This is a genomic window from Vibrio sp. MED222 (assembly GCF_000153005.1).
Taxonomy (GTDB): Bacteria; Pseudomonadota; Gammaproteobacteria; order Enterobacterales; family Vibrionaceae; genus Vibrio; species Vibrio tasmaniensis_A.
The window spans coordinates 62995-79827 of the sequence record NZ_CH902608.1 but is presented as its reverse complement, the minus strand read 5'-3'; the positions used below and the strand labels follow the sequence as shown (position 1 = coordinate 79827).

Genomic DNA, 16833 nt, shown 5'->3' with positions numbered 1-16833 from the left:
TTCGCACCGAAAATTAGTGAAATCGGACATTTCTATAGATTCAATAGGCAAATCCTATCTTCGTAAGAAGATCGCTATCGACAAAAACTATCGATAAAAGTTATCAAACTAGGGCTACGTTCTATTTCGGCTTATCTCTATTCACGTAAGCCTCTATGTATCTATGTATCTATGTATCTAAGTAGGCAAGGGCAGGCGTGGCTTCTTTAAGCGAGCTGGGATTTGATGCTAAATCTGTAAATAACAAAAAATTATCATTAATATAATTAATGATAATTTCATTTAATCGTTACATCTCCATATACTCTCTCCATCGAAACGAAACATCGAAGCCAGTCTTCGAAACGCACAGAATTAAAAACGAATTTGGAGTAAGTTATGAAAATGAATCACGTAGGCATCATGGTGGGTGACATGGATCAAGCAGTCGAGTTTTACACGAAAGCGCTGGGTCTAAGAATCGTAATGAACAACACTAAGGTTATGGAAGAGCGTGAATCAGCAATCGGCCGTATGTGTATCGCAGTATTTGGCGAAGGCTTCAAAGGCTTCAACATTGCACACCTAGTCACATCTGATGGCATCGGTGTTGAACTGTTCGAAATGAAAGAACGTCAAGAGCGTCACGAAGTAGACTTCTCTCGTCTAGGCATCTTCCACTTCTGTCTGCAACTTCCAAAAGAGCAGTTTCATTCAGCTATTAAGCGTGTTGAAGAGTATGGCGGTAAGGTTCGTATGGACATCATGCGTTACCACCCAGAAGACGAACTAAAACAAGCGCAAATGGTTTATCTAGAAGACCCGTTTGGCAACCTATTCGAATTCTACTCGCACACATACGAAGACACGTACGCGACTGATTACGAGTAATCGCGTTACCTGCCTGTCATAAGGTAGAAAACCGAACCCCCCCTAAAGAGGATTGGTAGAGATACCAATCCTTTTTGTATTTGGATCGACTTCGATTGGCCTGACACATAAGAATGCCGTCGAGAAGAAGCTTCCGCTGAAGCGTATAACTCGCCGGAAAGTGACCTTACGATTTTAGTTCGGTAGGAGAGTGCCCAGTCCAATTTTTGAATGCTCGGCTGAATGCGCTCGAATCTGAGAAGCCAAGTTCGTGAGCGACATAAGTAATATTACCGTCGTTTTGGTTAAGTAAGGTCAGGCTCAGTTCAAGTCGATACTTATCAAACAAACGACGGAAACTCACACTTTCTTGTTTAAGTTTACGGTTCAAGGTTCGAGGGCTTATGTGCAGGTTGCTTGCTACGCTATCTAGGTTTGTGTCTTTCACTGCAAGCACCTTGAACGTTTCATTCACTTTGTAGATTAAGTTGGTTTTTAACACCTTTTCCATCTGTTGGTCAGCAATTCGTACTAACTCTGCATGAAAATCAGGTTGGAATTGGCGAGGCTTTCTCTGTGCCAGTTCGTTAGAGAAAAGGAGATATCGGGCAGGGTAACCTTCTTTCATTTCTATATTGAATACGCGCTCGAAGATAGCCAAGAACTCATCGCCAATGGTGCTCTTGTTGATATGAATGGTAAGTTTTTGCTTGGGCGCATTGAGGTACTTTCGAATGAGCTTGAGAATAATACTGAAATAGAGCCCCAAGCTAATGTGTGTCATTAGCGTTGACTCATCAATGTATTCGGGTGTCACTGTCCAAAGTTCCAGTTCACCGTTATCGGTTTCACGACTGAATATCTTCAATAGTGGGTGTATATGAATTGAATATCGACTCAGTAGTTCACAAAAGCTGGAGATATTGGGGGCGGTTAGCATGGCCATGACCGGAGCGCCCATTTCAAGCTCATCAAAGTAACGGGCTGATTCATCAAACAAGTCGATCAGTTCATGATCAAAACGTTGGTAGATATTGGTGATCCCGGTTTGAAGCTGATGGGCCGAAATCGTTTCGGCGGAGCAAAGTTGTTCATATACCTCTGCCCCTGACCAGATGTCACTGCTGTCTCCAATTCTAGCTTGGATCGCTGAATCTAAAGTTTTAAACCAAAATATGGGCAACTGAGTACTAAAACTTTCCACCATAACTTCCTGTTATTGCTGGTTGTTGAAGAGTGTTCTCCTCGTTAATGTGCCTCAAATTATAGGATTTTTTTACTGGTTACAAGCAGTGAAAAGCTCAGTTAGACCTTAGAACTTGTAATCAACACCTACTGAAACTACATATTGTGACGATTGGTAATATTCAATATTCGATGTGGTTGTTTTTGCACCTAATAGTGATACTAGAGACCAGTTTTTTGCATCAAAGATATTGGCATATTCATAGGCGATAAATGCACCGAAATCTTTGTCTTCACGCGTCTTATTGAAAATAGGGTTCTCTTTATCATAGTCGCGTTTTGCTGCGTTGATCGTGAAAGCCAGACCATGATTGCCGAATCTTTTCGCTAAGTTCACCTCTGCTCCAACACTCAGGAATGATAACGCATTACCCTCAGAGTTCGACGAGAAAACATTGATTGAAGGCGTGAGAATGCCAGACCCATCTTTTAAGAAGTACTGGTAACCCGACTTTAGGTAAAAATACTCTCGCTCTCGCGTCATTAATGCTCGCTCTTCGTCCGTTAAATCAAGTCCTTTTAATCCTGTGTTTTCTTTTTTCACATCGGACTCGCCAAAAGCCATATCGATATTAAAGTTAGTCCCCATCATTTTAGACAGCTGCATTCGAACCACGTTGCCGGTTAGGTCGGTTTCTTCTCTCTTCGAATCAACGGCATAAGGGTCATCCCACACTTCGCCAGAGATCAGCGTTGGTAAGATGGAAAAGTCGATAACCATCCCGCTCTCCAGTTGCTGTCTATAGCCCACTTCAAATGCCAACGTACCTGTAATGATGTCGTCTCTAGAGGTGCCTAAGAAAATTTGCTTGTGATTCAAAGCGCCAAAGGTGTACTGCATCGAACCTAAAATAGCGACCATTCCATTGGCTTCAGTTGCACCAGACGACATTAAATCGGTTTGAGATTGATGATTACTTTGGCCAACATCTAAGTTGCTTGAGTTTGCGGTGAAGCCGGTTAGGAAGGTCATGTTGCCACTGAAACCTTCGCTTGGTGCTAAAGCTGCGTATGAAGGAGAAGCAAGCATCATAGTTGCCAAAAATAGGGAGATAATATGTTTCATCAATAGACTCGTACTTGAATGGTTTTTAATCGAACTGATTTCGAAATCGAATAGCTCTTGAAAATAAATAGCTCTTGAAAGTGAATTGCTTTTTAAAGTGCATTGCTTCTTAAAGTGCTATTGGGGCTTTTTTATTTGCCCAAGGCTTGGCGCTTTCTAGTTGATAGGCCAATTCAAATAAGAGGCGGTCGTTGCCTCTTGCTGCGGAAAAGTGGCTGCCGACTGGAAGGTTCTGCTTGTTCCAATAAGAGGGAGGCGACTTGATGGGAGAACACGCAATATTCGCTAAAGTAGGAAGAGAGTTCGTTGCAGCTGAAGGCGCAACTTTACCCATGGCTTCGAAAAAATATCGATATTTCAATTCACTGACAGTCATCATTTCTATCCCAAGTTAGAAAGTCACTATCCTTGTTTCGAAATCTAGCTTGCTAGATCTATCTTCACTCCGTGTGCTGATTTATGGGAGTAGAATAAAGATCAGGGTGTTGGTTTGCAGTGCAAATATCGCCAATGCTCATACTATTTACGCCAACTGGATTGTCGGGTTATGTGTAGGTAAGCGTTATTACTACACAAAAAAGTAGCCATCGTCGTTCTGAATAGAATGATAAAGAAACAAACAACATTAAGACGTTGTTAAAGTTGACGTTTTAAGGATAAAACCTTTCATGAAAATGACGGAAGAAAGCGTAGTTTATGGAAATATTGCGGGCTCATACCGAATGGTAGCCTTGACTGAGCTGTGACTATACTCAGCACAATATTACTAACCAACAACAACGAAAATAGAGAAACATGCAGAGATTAGCGTTCCCAAATCACATGAAAAAACGACATATCATCTTTACCGCTCTTATTCTTATGATATTAGCTGGATGCACCTCAACGTCGGCTGTCGGCAGTTCTAAAACAAAGGACTATGCCAAGTCACATGCTCTTGTGGGTAAAGCTTCTTGGTATGGCGATAAATTCCATGGAAAACTCACAGCAAGTGGTGAGACATACAACATGAATGCCTACACAGCGGCTCATAAAACCTTGCCCTTTGGGACGATCGTGAGAGTGACCAATACAGACAATGGCAAGTCGGTCGATGTGAAAATTAACGATCGAGGCCCTTACGTAAAAGGCCGAGTTATCGACCTTTCTCACAAGGCATTTGCACAAATAGGTAACGTTAAGCAAGGCACTGTGCCTGTCAAAATTGAGATTGTTGATGACAGTAATACCTTTAGGTATAAGCACTAACCAACTTCAAGTATTCCTTTGAATTGTCAACCACTACTATAAACGGTGCTAAGAGCTAGGCCGGTACTGGTTAGTAATCAAAAGTGAAATTGTATTCGTTAAGCAGGCTCACATCTTACTAAACTTGTGAGACATAAAATGGCCGACGGTTAAGTTGGGAATATAGAATTGAGTCGCTCCGCCAGGTAGGCCTTGCGAATTACCTCTCATTTCAAGAGCTGTATTTCTTTTGGATTGTGAGCCTGCATCAATACGGTCCATCCCTTTAAAACCGCCAAACCAAGCATAAACCGGAGATTTTAGTCTCATCTCCAATAAGTAATCCAATGAACTCCAGTTCTCTTTGATAACTGAGGTCAAACGTCCCCATTCTCTAAGAGATACGCCATTACGCTGCGCAATTTTTTTCTTTTGTTCTAGTCCTGCATCATGTTGGAAAGGGTCGGTTGGTGACCACCATGGTGAGAGTGTGGTCTCATCTGTAATTTCGCCTCGCCCTAAAGTTGGATAACCATTAAATTTATATATCGATGTCCCAGCTGGAAGGAGTTCTCTAGTGGGTTGGCCATATTGTAATTGAAAGGCATCTCTTACAAATGTTCCAGGGCCAGTTGGTATAGCGCCAACAATACTCCAGTCTAAATTATGATTTAGTATCACTTTAATACTCCTGCGTGATTCATTATAAATAATTGAATTTGCGAATCGAATAACTGTCTGAAAAATATCTATTATTATTTTCTTACAATATCACCACCAAGCATTACCTAGCAATATTACTCAGTGTTCATATATGTTCGGTTTTAATGTATTTGACAAGTGCGCAGGAGGCATGAGTTGATTCGCTATGTCTATATTTCCCCGTCGAAAATCTACATATAGGGTGAGGATGATTAGGGGCAAAAATAAGTGAACTTAGGTGAATTAAGGAGATTAAAAAATCGGCTTTCAATGCTGAACCAACAAGTGACATGCTGACTTTGGAGGGCGTCACTTCTCGTAAGCGCCAGATTGGCCCTGCAGTGCAAAAGGCAATTGAGAGCTTGTAAGTAGAAAGAGATTTTTGGGAGAGGGATTGGTATAGATCCCCCCCCCTTCTTTTTGATAAGCTAATTAACTTGGACTTTAGGACTAAATTCACCAGTGTTTTCGTTGGCAAAATACTAATACTCGCATTGTATAAATATGGTAAAAAGTAGAGTTTGGTTGTTTATATGAAGTGTATAAATAAAAATTTCTTTTTATTTGAGTAGAAATGCATTTTCTGTTGTCCAAAACACACAATGTTTCTACCTAAAGGATTTTGTTCTGTATGAGAAAACTAATAATAACCGCTCTTTGTCTTTATATATCTGGCTGTGCAACCAACGGTGCTGTCTGCATTCCTACAGGAGTTAGTATTTACTGTGGTAGTGGTGTCTAAATAAGCAATATCAATTGTGGACAACCAGCAGTCAATTAATCTTAAAAATTATTTTCATTGGCATTATAGCCTTGTTCGGTTCTCAACCAAAACTCAGAAAGATCTTCAAACAAGTCGTCGTTGTCTAAGATACTTAAATGATTTTCGTCGTAACCAAAAATTTGGTCGGCGTTTAATTGAGCTGGGCGCGAAAGCTGGCTTGATAGGTCAATTACGCCATCATTACTGTTGGTATTAAATAACTCCCCTGAATTGTATCCAAACGCTAAAAAGTGCGGGGTATGGTTTTTAGTCTTACTACCAAATAACTCGGCGATAAATTTTCCGTCTGGATTTAAATCTACCCAGGCTGGCATCACGATAGGGGAGTATTCAACTCCTTGCTTGGCGGATGCCACACCCCCAAACGGGGAAGATATGGTGGTGATGCTGCTGACAAAATTGCACAACTGCCCGATTTGGCACTGACGAACACTGTTTGCCACGATCAGCCCGCCCATGCTGTGTGCCACCACGTGTAATTGTTGGATCTTGTATTCCGTCACTATGGTATGCAGCAGGTTATTTAAGCCTTTCGAGCTTAAAACCAGAGATAAGCCAGAAGGGTAGTTGAATACCCATATTTGGTATTTAGATTGATCGATTTTTTCGATTAATGGAGCAAAATCTAAAGCGGTCGCATTGATACCATGTACAAATAGGATAGGGATTTTAGTTGGGTCGTATTCCGACAAAAAGTAGAGTCCAGCATTCCCTTCAAAAAAGAATGTTACTGGCTGCCACATGCCGAGCTTAGCGTTTTCTCGCTTAAAGGGCGGATCCGTTAAACTCACAACAGTGCCTATATCGACAAGATCCAATTCCACTTTCAGTAAAGAGGACAGTGAGTGATTAACAAAGGCTCTGGGCGCTTTGTTTTCGTCAATGGCGAGTGAAATTCTTACTGTAGAATTGTCTTGGTGATCGTGCAGATTAACGACACTGAATGGTTCGTCAGCTTGTAGGGTTAAATCTTGGTTTTTATCATCAAAGACAAGTAGGTAGTGTATTTTTCTAGATAGCTGCAATTGAATACTGTCGCTATCTATTATGCCGTCGTAGCCATCAACTTCGCTTTTATTGATATCTTTTATCTGTTGAATAACGACGGCTGAGCCCGACGCTGGTTCGGTCAAAATGATTTGGTACTGGTCGGTATAGGCATCAATTGCGTCTATCTCATTCGATAGGTTTCTAAAATTACTGCACCCTGATAGCACTGAACTGAGTAACAATGCTGAACTGAAAAATATTGCAGTAAGTAATCGCCTCATTCTAATTTCATCCCCATATCAACAAGCTTCGTCATTCAATCAATAATTTTTATACATAAACAAACAGCATGAGTTTAATACTAGCAAGAAAACAGAGAGTTAGGTCATACGTTGTTCTTGAGCATGTATTGTCTTGGTCCGAGTTTACTTAGTTCACGCTGCTCGACCGCGGTATGGCTGATGTCGATTGTCTTTTCGATACTGATTGTCTTTCCGACCCTGATTGTTGGTATATGATTTTTACGATTCTCAATCGCTTTGATTCATGAAAATTATCGACATTAAGAAAAAAATTGAACTTTATTATTTTAGTTAAGTCGTAATGCTACGTTTACCATAACAAGACATCTGCAGTTTAGATATGATCTCAAGTCGAAACACACATCAGCTAACTCGTAGCGCACTATTATTAGTGGGTTGGGTTATCTGTTTCTGTCTCGCCAGTAATATGAGTTTTATCCAAGGCTGCAAAGTAAATTATGACAACAGTGATTCTGCTATTTCTACTGCCGTGCAGGCAAACAAGATTAGCGATGGTGGCGTTTTTATTGATGGGGCATCTCAATCCCAAGACGGCCAATCCGTCCAAAAATGTGAGTTATCAGAACATCTGATAAATTTTGATCACCACCAAGTCAATGATCAAGCAATATTCACGTACTTCATACTCGTTGTCGTCGTATTGTGGCTGCTAAGTACTGTCCCGTATTTCCCTCCCTTCACTGAGCCAATCCTCCACAAAGGTAGGCGCATCCATCTCAAGGTCTGTGTCTTTAAAGAATGAGAATAAGAGCGTTTAACTAACACTCATATTATTCATTTTTTAAGGAAAAATTAGACATGCCTAAAAGCAAAATGTCATTGCGCTTTGTTGTGCTTTGGCTATTCGTTGCGCTGTGTTCAACATTCACTGTGAACGCAAGTGCGAGCGAATCGATGACTCCTGTTACAACGGGTTGGATGCAAGACAAGTTACATCCGTATGTAGAAACGCGTTTTGTCATGACAGGACAAATTAATAAAGAAGATAAAACCGCGGCGGGTTATCTGGAAGTGAACCTTTCTGATGAATGGAAAACTTACTGGAGAAGTCCTGGCGAAGGAGGCATTGCGCCCAAAATTAAATGGGCCGACTCTAAGAACGTTTCGCAACTGCAATGGTTTTGGAAGTTTCCTCAACGCTTCAACTTGCTCGGCATAGATACGCTGGGCTACAAGCACAACATCATCTTTCCGATGAATCTTCATATTGATGATATGAACAAACCTGTTGAGCTCCATGCAGTGCTGACGATGTCTTCATGCACCACCATATGTATTCTCACGGATTTTGACATCAACTTGGTGTTTAACCCAAGTGAGATGACCGTGAATAACGACGCGATGCTTGTCTACGCAAAAGCAATGAGCGAAGTGCCGAAAGACTCACCGCTTGTAGAGGGTACATCTACGATTTGGGATGCTCACAAGTCGCAACTTCAAGTTATTGCTACACATAAAATTGGTTGGACTGCACCCGATATAATCGTGGATGGTGATTCAGATGAAATGCAAGATGCTGAATTTGGTATTCCTCATATTGAAATTGAAGGTAACCAAGCCATTGCGACTTATGACGTAAGCAGCTGGATGGGCACACCCGATCTCAACAACCAACACATTCGTGTCAGCATCAAAGACAAAGACTTCATTACAGAATACCCAGCCACTGTTACCAACGGCATAGTGGGTAATAGCTCTATGATAAGTATGGTGCTTTTGGCGCTATTAGGTGGGTTGATTCTCAATATCATGCCCTGTGTATTCCCTGTACTTGGAATGAAACTGAGTGGGGTTATTTCTGCTCAAGGCATGGCAAGAAAACAGGTTAGGTTCCAATTCCTTGCATCTGCGAGTGGCATCCTCGCATCCTTCTGGTTAATCGCCACTTTCTTGGCTGTGTTAAAAATATCAGGCAGCGTTATCGGTTGGGGAATTCAGTTCCAAAACGGTTGGTTTATCGGAGGGATGTTTATCGTCACAGCCCTTTTCAGCGCCAACATGTTAGGGCTTTTCGAGATCCGTCTTTCATCGAATACCAATACGTGGATGGCAACCAAGGGAGACAGTAGTTACGTCGGACACTTTACACAAGGCATGTTCGCAACGCTATTGGCTACGCCATGTTCTGCTCCATTTCTTGGGACAGCCGTTGCATTTGCTCTTGCCACGACTATCCCGACGATGTTTGGTATTTTCACCGCACTTGCCGTTGGTATGGCACTTCCATGGATCATCGTTGCTGCATTCCCATCGATAGCTTTGGCGCTGCCTAAACCAGGAGCATGGATGAACCGTGTTAAATACCTGTTCGGCGGAATGATGCTAATCACTAGCGTTTGGCTCTTTAGCTTGCTTCGACCTCACGTCCCTCAATTGTGGTTATACGCAATATTGGCAGTCAGTGTTTGCTTATTGCTTGTCCGGTTGGTTCAAGTGCATGGAATCAAGACTGCGGGTGCTGTTGCCTTGCTGCTGTTGAGTGTTATCTCTGCCTCGTTATTTGTCGAGAAGGCAACATCCAAAATTCTGCCACCAGAACCTGAGTGGGAAGCTTTGTCGACCGTAGCCATTGATGATCATGTTGCTAACGACAAAGTAGTTTTCGTTGATGTTACCGCTGATTGGTGCGTGACTTGTAAAGCAAACAAGATCGGGGTTCTCTTACAAGATCCTGTTTACAGCGTATTGACTGAAGGTGATGTAGTGCCGATGGAGGGCGATTGGACAGTCCCAAGTGATAGTGTCACGTCATACCTACAAGATCACAACCGTTTCGGTGTTCCGTTCAACATGGTTTATGGCCCTAACGCTCCGGAAGGTATTGAGCTTCCTGTCATCTTAACCAGTGATGCGGTGATGGAAGCCATTGAGAAAGCAAAAGGTGGTGACGAATGATGAGAAAAAAAGCTAAGGCAAAACCTCAGTCCAAAAAGCAGAAGTTGAGATCGGCATTACTGTATACCTTGTTCGCATTGGTCGTGGTCTTTGGTGTTGATTATTGGCGTACAAAAGACGTTCCAATGCAGAACGTTCCGCCAATGGTTGGGATGTCGTTATCCGGTAAACCGATAGATGTAATAGAGATGAGTAAGAAAGAGCCGGTATTAGTTTATTTTTGGACGACATGGTGCGTCGCCTGCAAATTTGTGACGCCAGTGGTTGATTGGTTTTCATCGAGCTATCCCGTCGTTGGTGTATCACTGACTTCGGGTAAAGATGAAAGAGTTCAACGCTATATGAATGCTAAAGGGTATAGCTACGACAACATTAATGACACTCAAGGTAAAATTGCACGCGATTGGGGAATCTCCTTAACGCCAACACTCATTGTTATTAATGATGGAAAAGTAACAAGTGTTACTTCAGGAATTACTACGCCAATAGGTATCGCAGCCCGACTTTGGTTAGCTAAGTATTAATGGGAAAAATATGAAATTCATTACAAAAAGCATCATCACACTATTGGTTACTCTGGCTTTCTCACCCGTCACTTTCGCAATGACAAAACAAGAAAAAATTGCCGAGATAACGCAAATGCTAGAAACGAACGAAGGTATTATCGATTCAGTTCACGACAGTCTAGCTGCTTACATAGATCAACAAAGTAGCTTTGATAAAACGTTAGTTGAGAGTCATGACTTTATTTATAACAACCCACATCACCCTTGGTATGGTTCCGAACATCCAAAACTGACGATCGTAAATATGACTGATTTTAGTTGCCCGTGGTGTAAAAAATTAGACCCTGTTCTTCGAAAAATAGCGGATGAGTTCCCTAATGACATCAAGGTGATAAATATTTATATCCCTCTAAAGGAGAGAGATTCGCCATTGAACTCAGCAACTTTTGGACTCAATGTCTGGAACAATGACAAAGAAAAATACAAAGCAGTTGAAGAGATGTTGATCAGTAAGCCTGGTATTCACAACGTTCGTTCGATAATGAAAGTAGCGAAGAAGAACAAAGCCACCGATTATGTTTCTTCAGACAGTGAAATAGCGATTGAAGTTGCTGAAAACTATAACTTATTTACGAGGCTGGGTGTTCGGGGTACACCAGCGATGCTAATTGATGGAACATTGCTCCCCGGCTACTTGCCATACGAAAAACTATATCCAATAGTAAAGGCTAAGCTAGAAGAGAAAAGTAAATAGAATAAATTTACGATAACTTAAGTATTATCTTTGATGGATAAAAAGCCCTATTGATTAGGGCTTTCTATCATTTAAATATTAATTGTAAAAGTAGATTACAAATTAATAAACAATATACAACGCAGCTAGTCCAAATATGCCTAGAAAACTCAGAACACCACATGTCGAGTACAACAACAGTCTCATTGTTAATTCCTGATTACAAAAAATGATTAATAGTATTTATTTTATAAATTGTCTTATGTGCAATTTAAGGGCGAGGGGTTGACAAGGTTATATTAAAATAGCACCTCCAGATAAATTATCATTTAACATTTAGTTAGAGTTTTCCATGCTGAAATAATTCCCTTTACTCTGTGTTTTTTACGAAGTAATTAGAGGTTGTTTATGTTTAATTTTTACAGGTTGCTATTCCATTTCATTTCTTGTGTGGTTGTTATTTGGGTGGGTAATACGTGAATGTAAATTAATTCATAGAGTGGGAATTAACTCGAAAAACGGAAACTAACTCGTAGAATGGAAGTTAATTTCTCTAATCTGGGTGATCAAGTTATCCTCGATGAGGACTGATACGCTCTCGATTAAGTTGTTATCAACACCGTTAAATTCGTTCACGTTAGTGATTAGCTTTTTCATAGTCTGCACCTTTTGGAAATGAGTGTGTGTCGCTGATGGAGTCATCATATGGGGGCAGCATTTGAAGAATGGCCATTTGGTGACAGTGATGAATTGGGTGTGTTTTTGCTATTGCTATAAGAGAAGGAAGGGAGATTTCTGTCGAATCATTAATTTGAATAATGATTATTGGTGGTGTCACAAAATGGTAAGTTTTGCTCCTTTTCGAGCGCTAAGATGTATTTCAAATCAAGGCGACTTATCAAATTAGAGAGAGACAGAATGACTAAATCAGACAAAGTTTACGGGTTCAACACACCACAACGTCTATTTGTAGGTTACACGTTAGCTGTGCTGGTGGACTTAGTGGTACTTAACTTTTTCGATGAGTACTGGGACTTCGTCAACATTGAGTCTTTCACTATTTCTTTGATAGCAGCGTTATTACTGCAGTTATTGTTGAAGCTCTCTATTGGCTTAGAGCACAAGATTGCTGAGCACTTCAAAAGTAAACCGGGTACCGGGCCTAAGGTTTATCGCGCCATCACTACTTACATCATCTTGGTGGGTTCAAAGTTCGTGATGCTAGAAGCGATTAACTTATTGTTCGGCGAGAAGGTGAGCTTTACAGGCCCTTGGAATGGTGTAGTGGCGTTCTTCGCCGTGGTATTTACGATTCTCATTGCTGAAGTAATTGTATCGAAGATCTACTTTGCGCTTGATGATAAACAAGAATCAAACTTGAAAGAAAAGACAGCTTAAGCATAAGTAGAGTTAAACATAGGGGAGTTCGGAATGAACCCTCAATTGAAAAGGGTTGGCATGTTTGCCAACCCTTTTTGTCTTTTAGCTATCCCACACTTTAGAGTAAGCGACTAATTCAGCTTATGCAGACCGATTAATTAGTACTTAACTTGGTAGTTCAGAGTGTAAGTACGGCCGCGGCCTTTGTAGTCATACGCTGCTGAGTCGTAATGAGACGAGTAAAGGATTTGAGCACGTTGACCCCAAACAGTGGTGTAGTCTTTGTTCAGTAAGTTTTGAATACCAAAACCTAGACTACCGACAGGAAGCTGATACGTACTCACTAGATCAAACACGGTGTAGCCATCAAGTTTGTTTTTGTCGTCTTCGTAATCAAACATAGTTTGGCTTTGTACTTTTACAGATAGGTCTGTGTCATACCAACCTGCCCAAGCACTTGCTTTAGAAGTACTTGCACTTCCTGCAGATACATCTTTCCAACCGTCGTTACCTTTCACTTCAGAGGTGACGTAGTGACCAGAAGCGCCCAGTTGAATGTTGTCATGTACCCAGTAAGAAGCCATCGCCTCTAGCCCGTACACTCGCTTTTTGTCATTGATGTTTTCAATCAGCAATGTCTTTCTGTTGTACTTCACTGATTTGTCAGATTGTGAGTAATAAGCCGCGGTTTGCAAGCTTAGCTCGCCAGTATCAAGGCGGTAACCTAACTCGAAACTGTTGGTTTTGATACCAGACATTTTTGAGTCATTAACGTTGATGCTGTCGTTGAGTTTCCAGTGATCACCAACGAGCTTGTAGCTGCCTTGTCCGTAGTATTTAGCTGGGTCAGCAAGGTCGAAACCTTGCGAGAAGTTTGCCCAAACTTGAGACTCGCTATTAAGGTGGTAGATCGTACCTAGGTTAAATAAGCCAACACCGTAATCAGTTTCACCACCTGGTACTGCGTCTGCTGTTTTCCCTTTACCGGCAGCAATTTTCTTCTGCTGGCTGTAGCCGACAAAATCATCAATCTTGTTAGAGATGTATTGGTAGCGGAATCCACCTTCCACCGTCCAATCATCGGTGATCGCATAGTCAGATTGTACAAAGCCCGCGATAGAGCTGACTTTAACACCGGCATAGCGACCCACTTGTGCATAGGTCTTGTTGACTAAGTTGCCTGAATTGTTCGCAATGGTGCGATCGTAAAGCGCTTGATTGCTATCAAGCTGATCTTGATACGCATCGATACCATAAACAATATTGAACTTATTGAAGCTCTTAGCCAGTGCTGTTTTTAATGAAATAACATCGGTAATTTGTTGACCAGAAGATTGGAAGTAAGGCGTGTAAGTTTGGTCTTCTTTACGGTATGAAGCTTCAGCAATAAACTGATGCCCAAGGAATTGATCATCGACGTAAGAGGCACTCAGCATGATGCGCTCAGTTCCGTGTTCGCGATCCGAGTAAAACCCTTTACGTACGTCAACAAAATCGCGCCCGGTGATGTATAGACCGTAAGGAGAGTTTTGCTGGCTATCGTAATATTGTGCTAGGAAGTTGAGCTTTTTGGTCTCAGACAGGTTCACGCCAACAGTTGTCAGGAAATCTACCGTCTTGTTGAACTGCAGTGAGCCTTGTGAAATGTCAGGAGTAACAATATCGCCATCAGCATCAAATACACCTTGTGTCTCGGTGTAAACCACGGAAGAGCGAGCTTGAACTTTGTCGTTACCGCCAGAGATAGATTGACCGACTTTGTAATCGAAATCTTCACCTGAATTAAAGCCCGATGAGCCACCGACATAAGATTCGAATTCTAACTCTTCACCTTGTGCTTTTTTGGTGATGATGTTAATGACACCACCAGAAGCACCGGCACCGTAGATAGACGTTGCACCCGATAACACTTCGATGCGATCAATGTTAAATGGGTCGATTGAATCTAAGTGGCGGCTGATTTGGCGAGAGGATTGCAATGATACGCCATCAATCATAACGAGCATTTTACGGCCACGTAGATTTTGACCATAGTTAGTACGAGCGCCGCTGCTTACATCTAAAGAGGGAATACTCGCCGATAGAATTTCACCTAATGATTTACCGCCACGGTATTCCTGTTCGATTTTATCTGCGTCGATGTACCAAACTGTTCCCGGAATATCGCTGATCGCTTTAGGCGTTCGGCTTGCGACAACCACCATGTTTTCTTCGGTTGTGTATTCTTGTGCTTGGGCTGTAAACACTGTGCTTGCTGCGACAATCGCTAGCGTAACGGTGGAAAGCTTGAAACTTCCTTTTTCGGTTTTCATTTTGTTCTCAATCTTGATCAATAAAAGGCTGCACAAAGACTCATATTTGTGCGATGACTTTGTTTTTTATAAGTAAACAAGCGTTCATCTTTACTGGTTAGTAATAAATGAAGCCTCCTAAATTAGAAAAGAGGTTAACGTGGTCACTTACTTATGGCCCCAAACATATTCATCTCGATATCTTTCAAGCTTGTATACGTTCGCATTCACGCCACCTAAGCGGTTACTACTTCCATAGTTAAAGTACGAAGTATTATCGTTAAGTTTATCAATTCTAAATAAGAATCATTATTATTGTGTTTTTGTTGCGAAAATACAATATGAAAATGCAATTTTCTTTTATAGATTTGGAAACACTTGTTTGCCGGGGGGTTAGTCACTCGGGCGGAACAGAGCCAGTGCCTTGTTCCGCAAGTGTTTAGGCGGGTGTGATACGTATAATTCAGAAGGTGTGAAAGTGCAGGTATTAGGGCCTGTTGATCTTTTGAACAAAATTTAACAACGAAAGGTAAACAGGCCTCGTGTGTTCGTGAAGTCAGAATGGTATTTTCGATGGTAGAAGGACACGATAAGGGCAGCCATGATTTGACTGCTCACGTAGTTAACTGTTTTTTGCCATGATGCTGTTGATTAAACTTTCTCGCTGCTCCATAGAGACCGTCATTACGTCGTTGTAGGTGCGTTTCATGACTCGAATGTCATTTTCCAGTAGCTGAGCTAATTTTGTCGAGGCCGTTTGGTTGTCACCTTCTAGCACCAATTCGATGATCTCTAGGCGACGCTGGCACGATTTAGTGACCGAAGATTGAATGTGCATCGAGACGAGATCGGTCGCTTTACGTAGGCGATTATGTTGTTGCATGGTGCTCAATAAGAAGCGATTTCCTGAACATGCGGCAAGTTGCTCGTGAAACTCGGCACTGAGGCTAAAGAGTTGACTGGCGTTGACTGATTCTGGGGCGTTAATCGCTTGAGCATGGCGATCTCGGCAGCTTTCAATTGCACTGTTATCAAGTGTCCATGTTGGTTCGAGTAGGCCTGCAGGCTCGAAAATGAGTCGACAGCGATAACTTTCGGTGTGTCTTTCTAAGGTGTTCAACACACCATCAAGCTGCCATTTGTATCCTGGACTGCGACGAAAAATACCATCGCTTTCTAACAGGCGCAGTACGCTTTGCATCTCACCACGGTTGGCATCATAACGTTGTTGCAGGTCTTTCTCGGAAAACGACTGACCTAACTCACTAAAAAATAAATCCATGAGTACGCGCAGGTATAATTGTTCTTGGCGAGGTTGTTGGTCGTTGTCTTGGCCTGAAATTTCGATATCTGCCGCATCGGTTTGTAATACAGACCCTTTATAAGGGACGACTTTAGTGATGCCTTGCGCTGACAAGTGTTTTAGCACCGCTCGAATAGGGCTTCTTGATACTTCGAATTGCTGCGCCAAAGATGATTCATTTAGGCTGCTTCCCGCTTTCGCGTTGTCGGCTTTTAGCCTCGCGATGACCTTGAATAACAAATTTTGTTGGAGCTTTGTAATTGTCGTTATGTCCATGACGCTCAGAGTATGTGTTTAATCTTGATTCCATGGTAAACACAAAAAGGCTTAAATACCATAAATTGTGTTTTTGTAACCAAAAGACAATGTTAATCGACCTGTTGCAATGGATAGATTGGTTGGTAATTTAGCGGTTGATTGGGAATTGATCGGTTATTGATAGCTTTGTTGGCAAGTGTGTCAATGAGTAAGAAGAGAGCCCGCTTAAAGCCTCGACTGCAAATGGAGGCTTCAAACGGGGGCTTTAAGCGGAGAAAGTG

Annotated in this window: 14 protein-coding genes and 1 pseudogene; 7 read left to right on the top strand and 8 right to left on the bottom strand. The window is 41.7% G+C overall.

The features are described from left to right. Positions 1-378: 378 nt before the first annotated feature. Entirely contained in the window at positions 379-870 is a 492-nt protein-coding gene (locus MED222_RS10240) for a VOC family protein (protein ID WP_009847208.1), read from the top strand. Between the two features lie 166 nt (positions 871-1036). On the opposite strand, the gene MED222_RS10245 is transcribed toward MED222_RS10240, so the two are convergent. The 3 genes from MED222_RS10245 to MED222_RS10255 all read right to left on the bottom strand — a co-directional run bounded on the left by MED222_RS10245 (position 1037) and on the right by MED222_RS10255 (position 3539). Continuing rightward, the gene (locus MED222_RS10245) at positions 1037-2056 is read right to left on the bottom strand and encodes a helix-turn-helix domain-containing protein (protein ID WP_009847207.1); all 1020 of its coding nucleotides are present in this window, start codon (positions 2054-2056) and stop codon (positions 1037-1039) included. A 105-nt stretch (positions 2057-2161) separates the two neighbouring features. Continuing rightward, positions 2162-3160 (bottom strand): DUF2860 family protein, encoded by a 999-nt coding sequence (locus MED222_RS10250; RefSeq protein WP_009847206.1) that lies wholly within the window; start codon positions 3158-3160, stop codon positions 2162-2164. Between the two features lie 109 nt (positions 3161-3269). Further along, the gene (locus tag MED222_RS10255) at positions 3270-3539 is read right to left on the bottom strand and encodes a hypothetical protein (RefSeq protein WP_032555251.1); all 270 of its coding nucleotides are present in this window, start codon (positions 3537-3539) and stop codon (positions 3270-3272) included. Between the two features lie 416 nt (positions 3540-3955). Between MED222_RS10255 and MED222_RS10260 the strand changes: the two genes are divergently transcribed. After that, positions 3956-4408, top strand: a complete 453-nt coding sequence (locus tag MED222_RS10260) for a septal ring lytic transglycosylase RlpA family protein (RefSeq protein WP_009847204.1) — start codon at positions 3956-3958, stop codon at positions 4406-4408. A gap of 108 nt (positions 4409-4516) precedes the next feature. Here the strand turns inward: MED222_RS10260 and MED222_RS10265 are convergent, their stop codons facing one another. Further along, positions 4517-5068, bottom strand: coding sequence for a hypothetical protein (locus MED222_RS10265; protein ID WP_009847203.1), 552 nt, complete (start codon positions 5066-5068; stop codon positions 4517-4519). Positions 5069-5337: 269 nt separating this feature from the next. On the opposite strand from MED222_RS10265, the pseudogene MED222_RS22330 reads away from it, so the two are divergent. Further along, positions 5338-5457, top strand: a pseudogene (locus MED222_RS22330) (manganese-dependent inorganic pyrophosphatase); the annotation flags it as partial. Positions 5458-5872: 415 nt separating this feature from the next. Here MED222_RS22330 and MED222_RS10270 read toward each other — a convergent pair. Beyond that, on the bottom strand, positions 5873-7144 hold the full coding sequence (locus MED222_RS10270; RefSeq protein ID WP_009847202.1) for an esterase/lipase family protein: 1272 nt from the start codon (positions 7142-7144) through the stop codon (positions 5873-5875). A gap of 840 nt (positions 7145-7984) precedes the next feature. On the opposite strand from MED222_RS10270, the gene MED222_RS10275 reads away from it, so the two are divergent. From MED222_RS10275 to MED222_RS10285, 3 genes are read left to right on the top strand one after another with little or no spacing between them, the layout of a single operon-like run. Beyond that, the gene (locus MED222_RS10275) at positions 7985-10081 is read left to right on the top strand and encodes a protein-disulfide reductase DsbD family protein (RefSeq protein ID WP_009847200.1); all 2097 of its coding nucleotides are present in this window, start codon (positions 7985-7987) and stop codon (positions 10079-10081) included. Beyond that, positions 10078-10605, top strand: a complete 528-nt coding sequence (locus MED222_RS10280) for a protein disulfide oxidoreductase (RefSeq protein WP_009847199.1) — start codon at positions 10078-10080, stop codon at positions 10603-10605. The genes MED222_RS10275 and MED222_RS10280 overlap by 4 nt, the downstream gene beginning before the upstream one ends. A 10-nt stretch (positions 10606-10615) precedes the next feature. Then, entirely contained in the window at positions 10616-11341 is a 726-nt protein-coding gene (locus MED222_RS10285) for a DsbA family protein (protein ID WP_009847198.1), read from the top strand. 504 nt (positions 11342-11845) lie between these two features. On the opposite strand, the gene MED222_RS22740 is transcribed toward MED222_RS10285, so the two are convergent. Continuing rightward, on the bottom strand, positions 11846-11977 hold the full coding sequence (locus MED222_RS22740) for a hypothetical protein (RefSeq protein ID WP_009847197.1): 132 nt from the start codon (positions 11975-11977) through the stop codon (positions 11846-11848). Positions 11978-12238: 261 nt separating this feature from the next. Between MED222_RS22740 and MED222_RS10290 the strand changes: the two genes are divergently transcribed. Beyond that, entirely contained in the window at positions 12239-12718 is a 480-nt protein-coding gene (locus tag MED222_RS10290; RefSeq protein WP_009847195.1) for a hypothetical protein, read from the top strand. Between the two features lie 140 nt (positions 12719-12858). Here MED222_RS10290 and MED222_RS10295 read toward each other — a convergent pair whose 3' ends face one another. Together MED222_RS10295 and MED222_RS10300 are read right to left on the bottom strand one after the other, a co-directional pair. Continuing rightward, on the bottom strand, positions 12859-15012 hold the full coding sequence (locus tag MED222_RS10295; RefSeq protein ID WP_009847194.1) for a TonB-dependent receptor: 2154 nt from the start codon (positions 15010-15012) through the stop codon (positions 12859-12861). Between the two features lie 601 nt (positions 15013-15613). Then, positions 15614-16570 (bottom strand): GntR family transcriptional regulator, encoded by a 957-nt coding sequence (locus MED222_RS10300; protein ID WP_009847193.1) that lies wholly within the window; start codon positions 16568-16570, stop codon positions 15614-15616. Positions 16571-16833 lie beyond the last annotated feature (263 nt).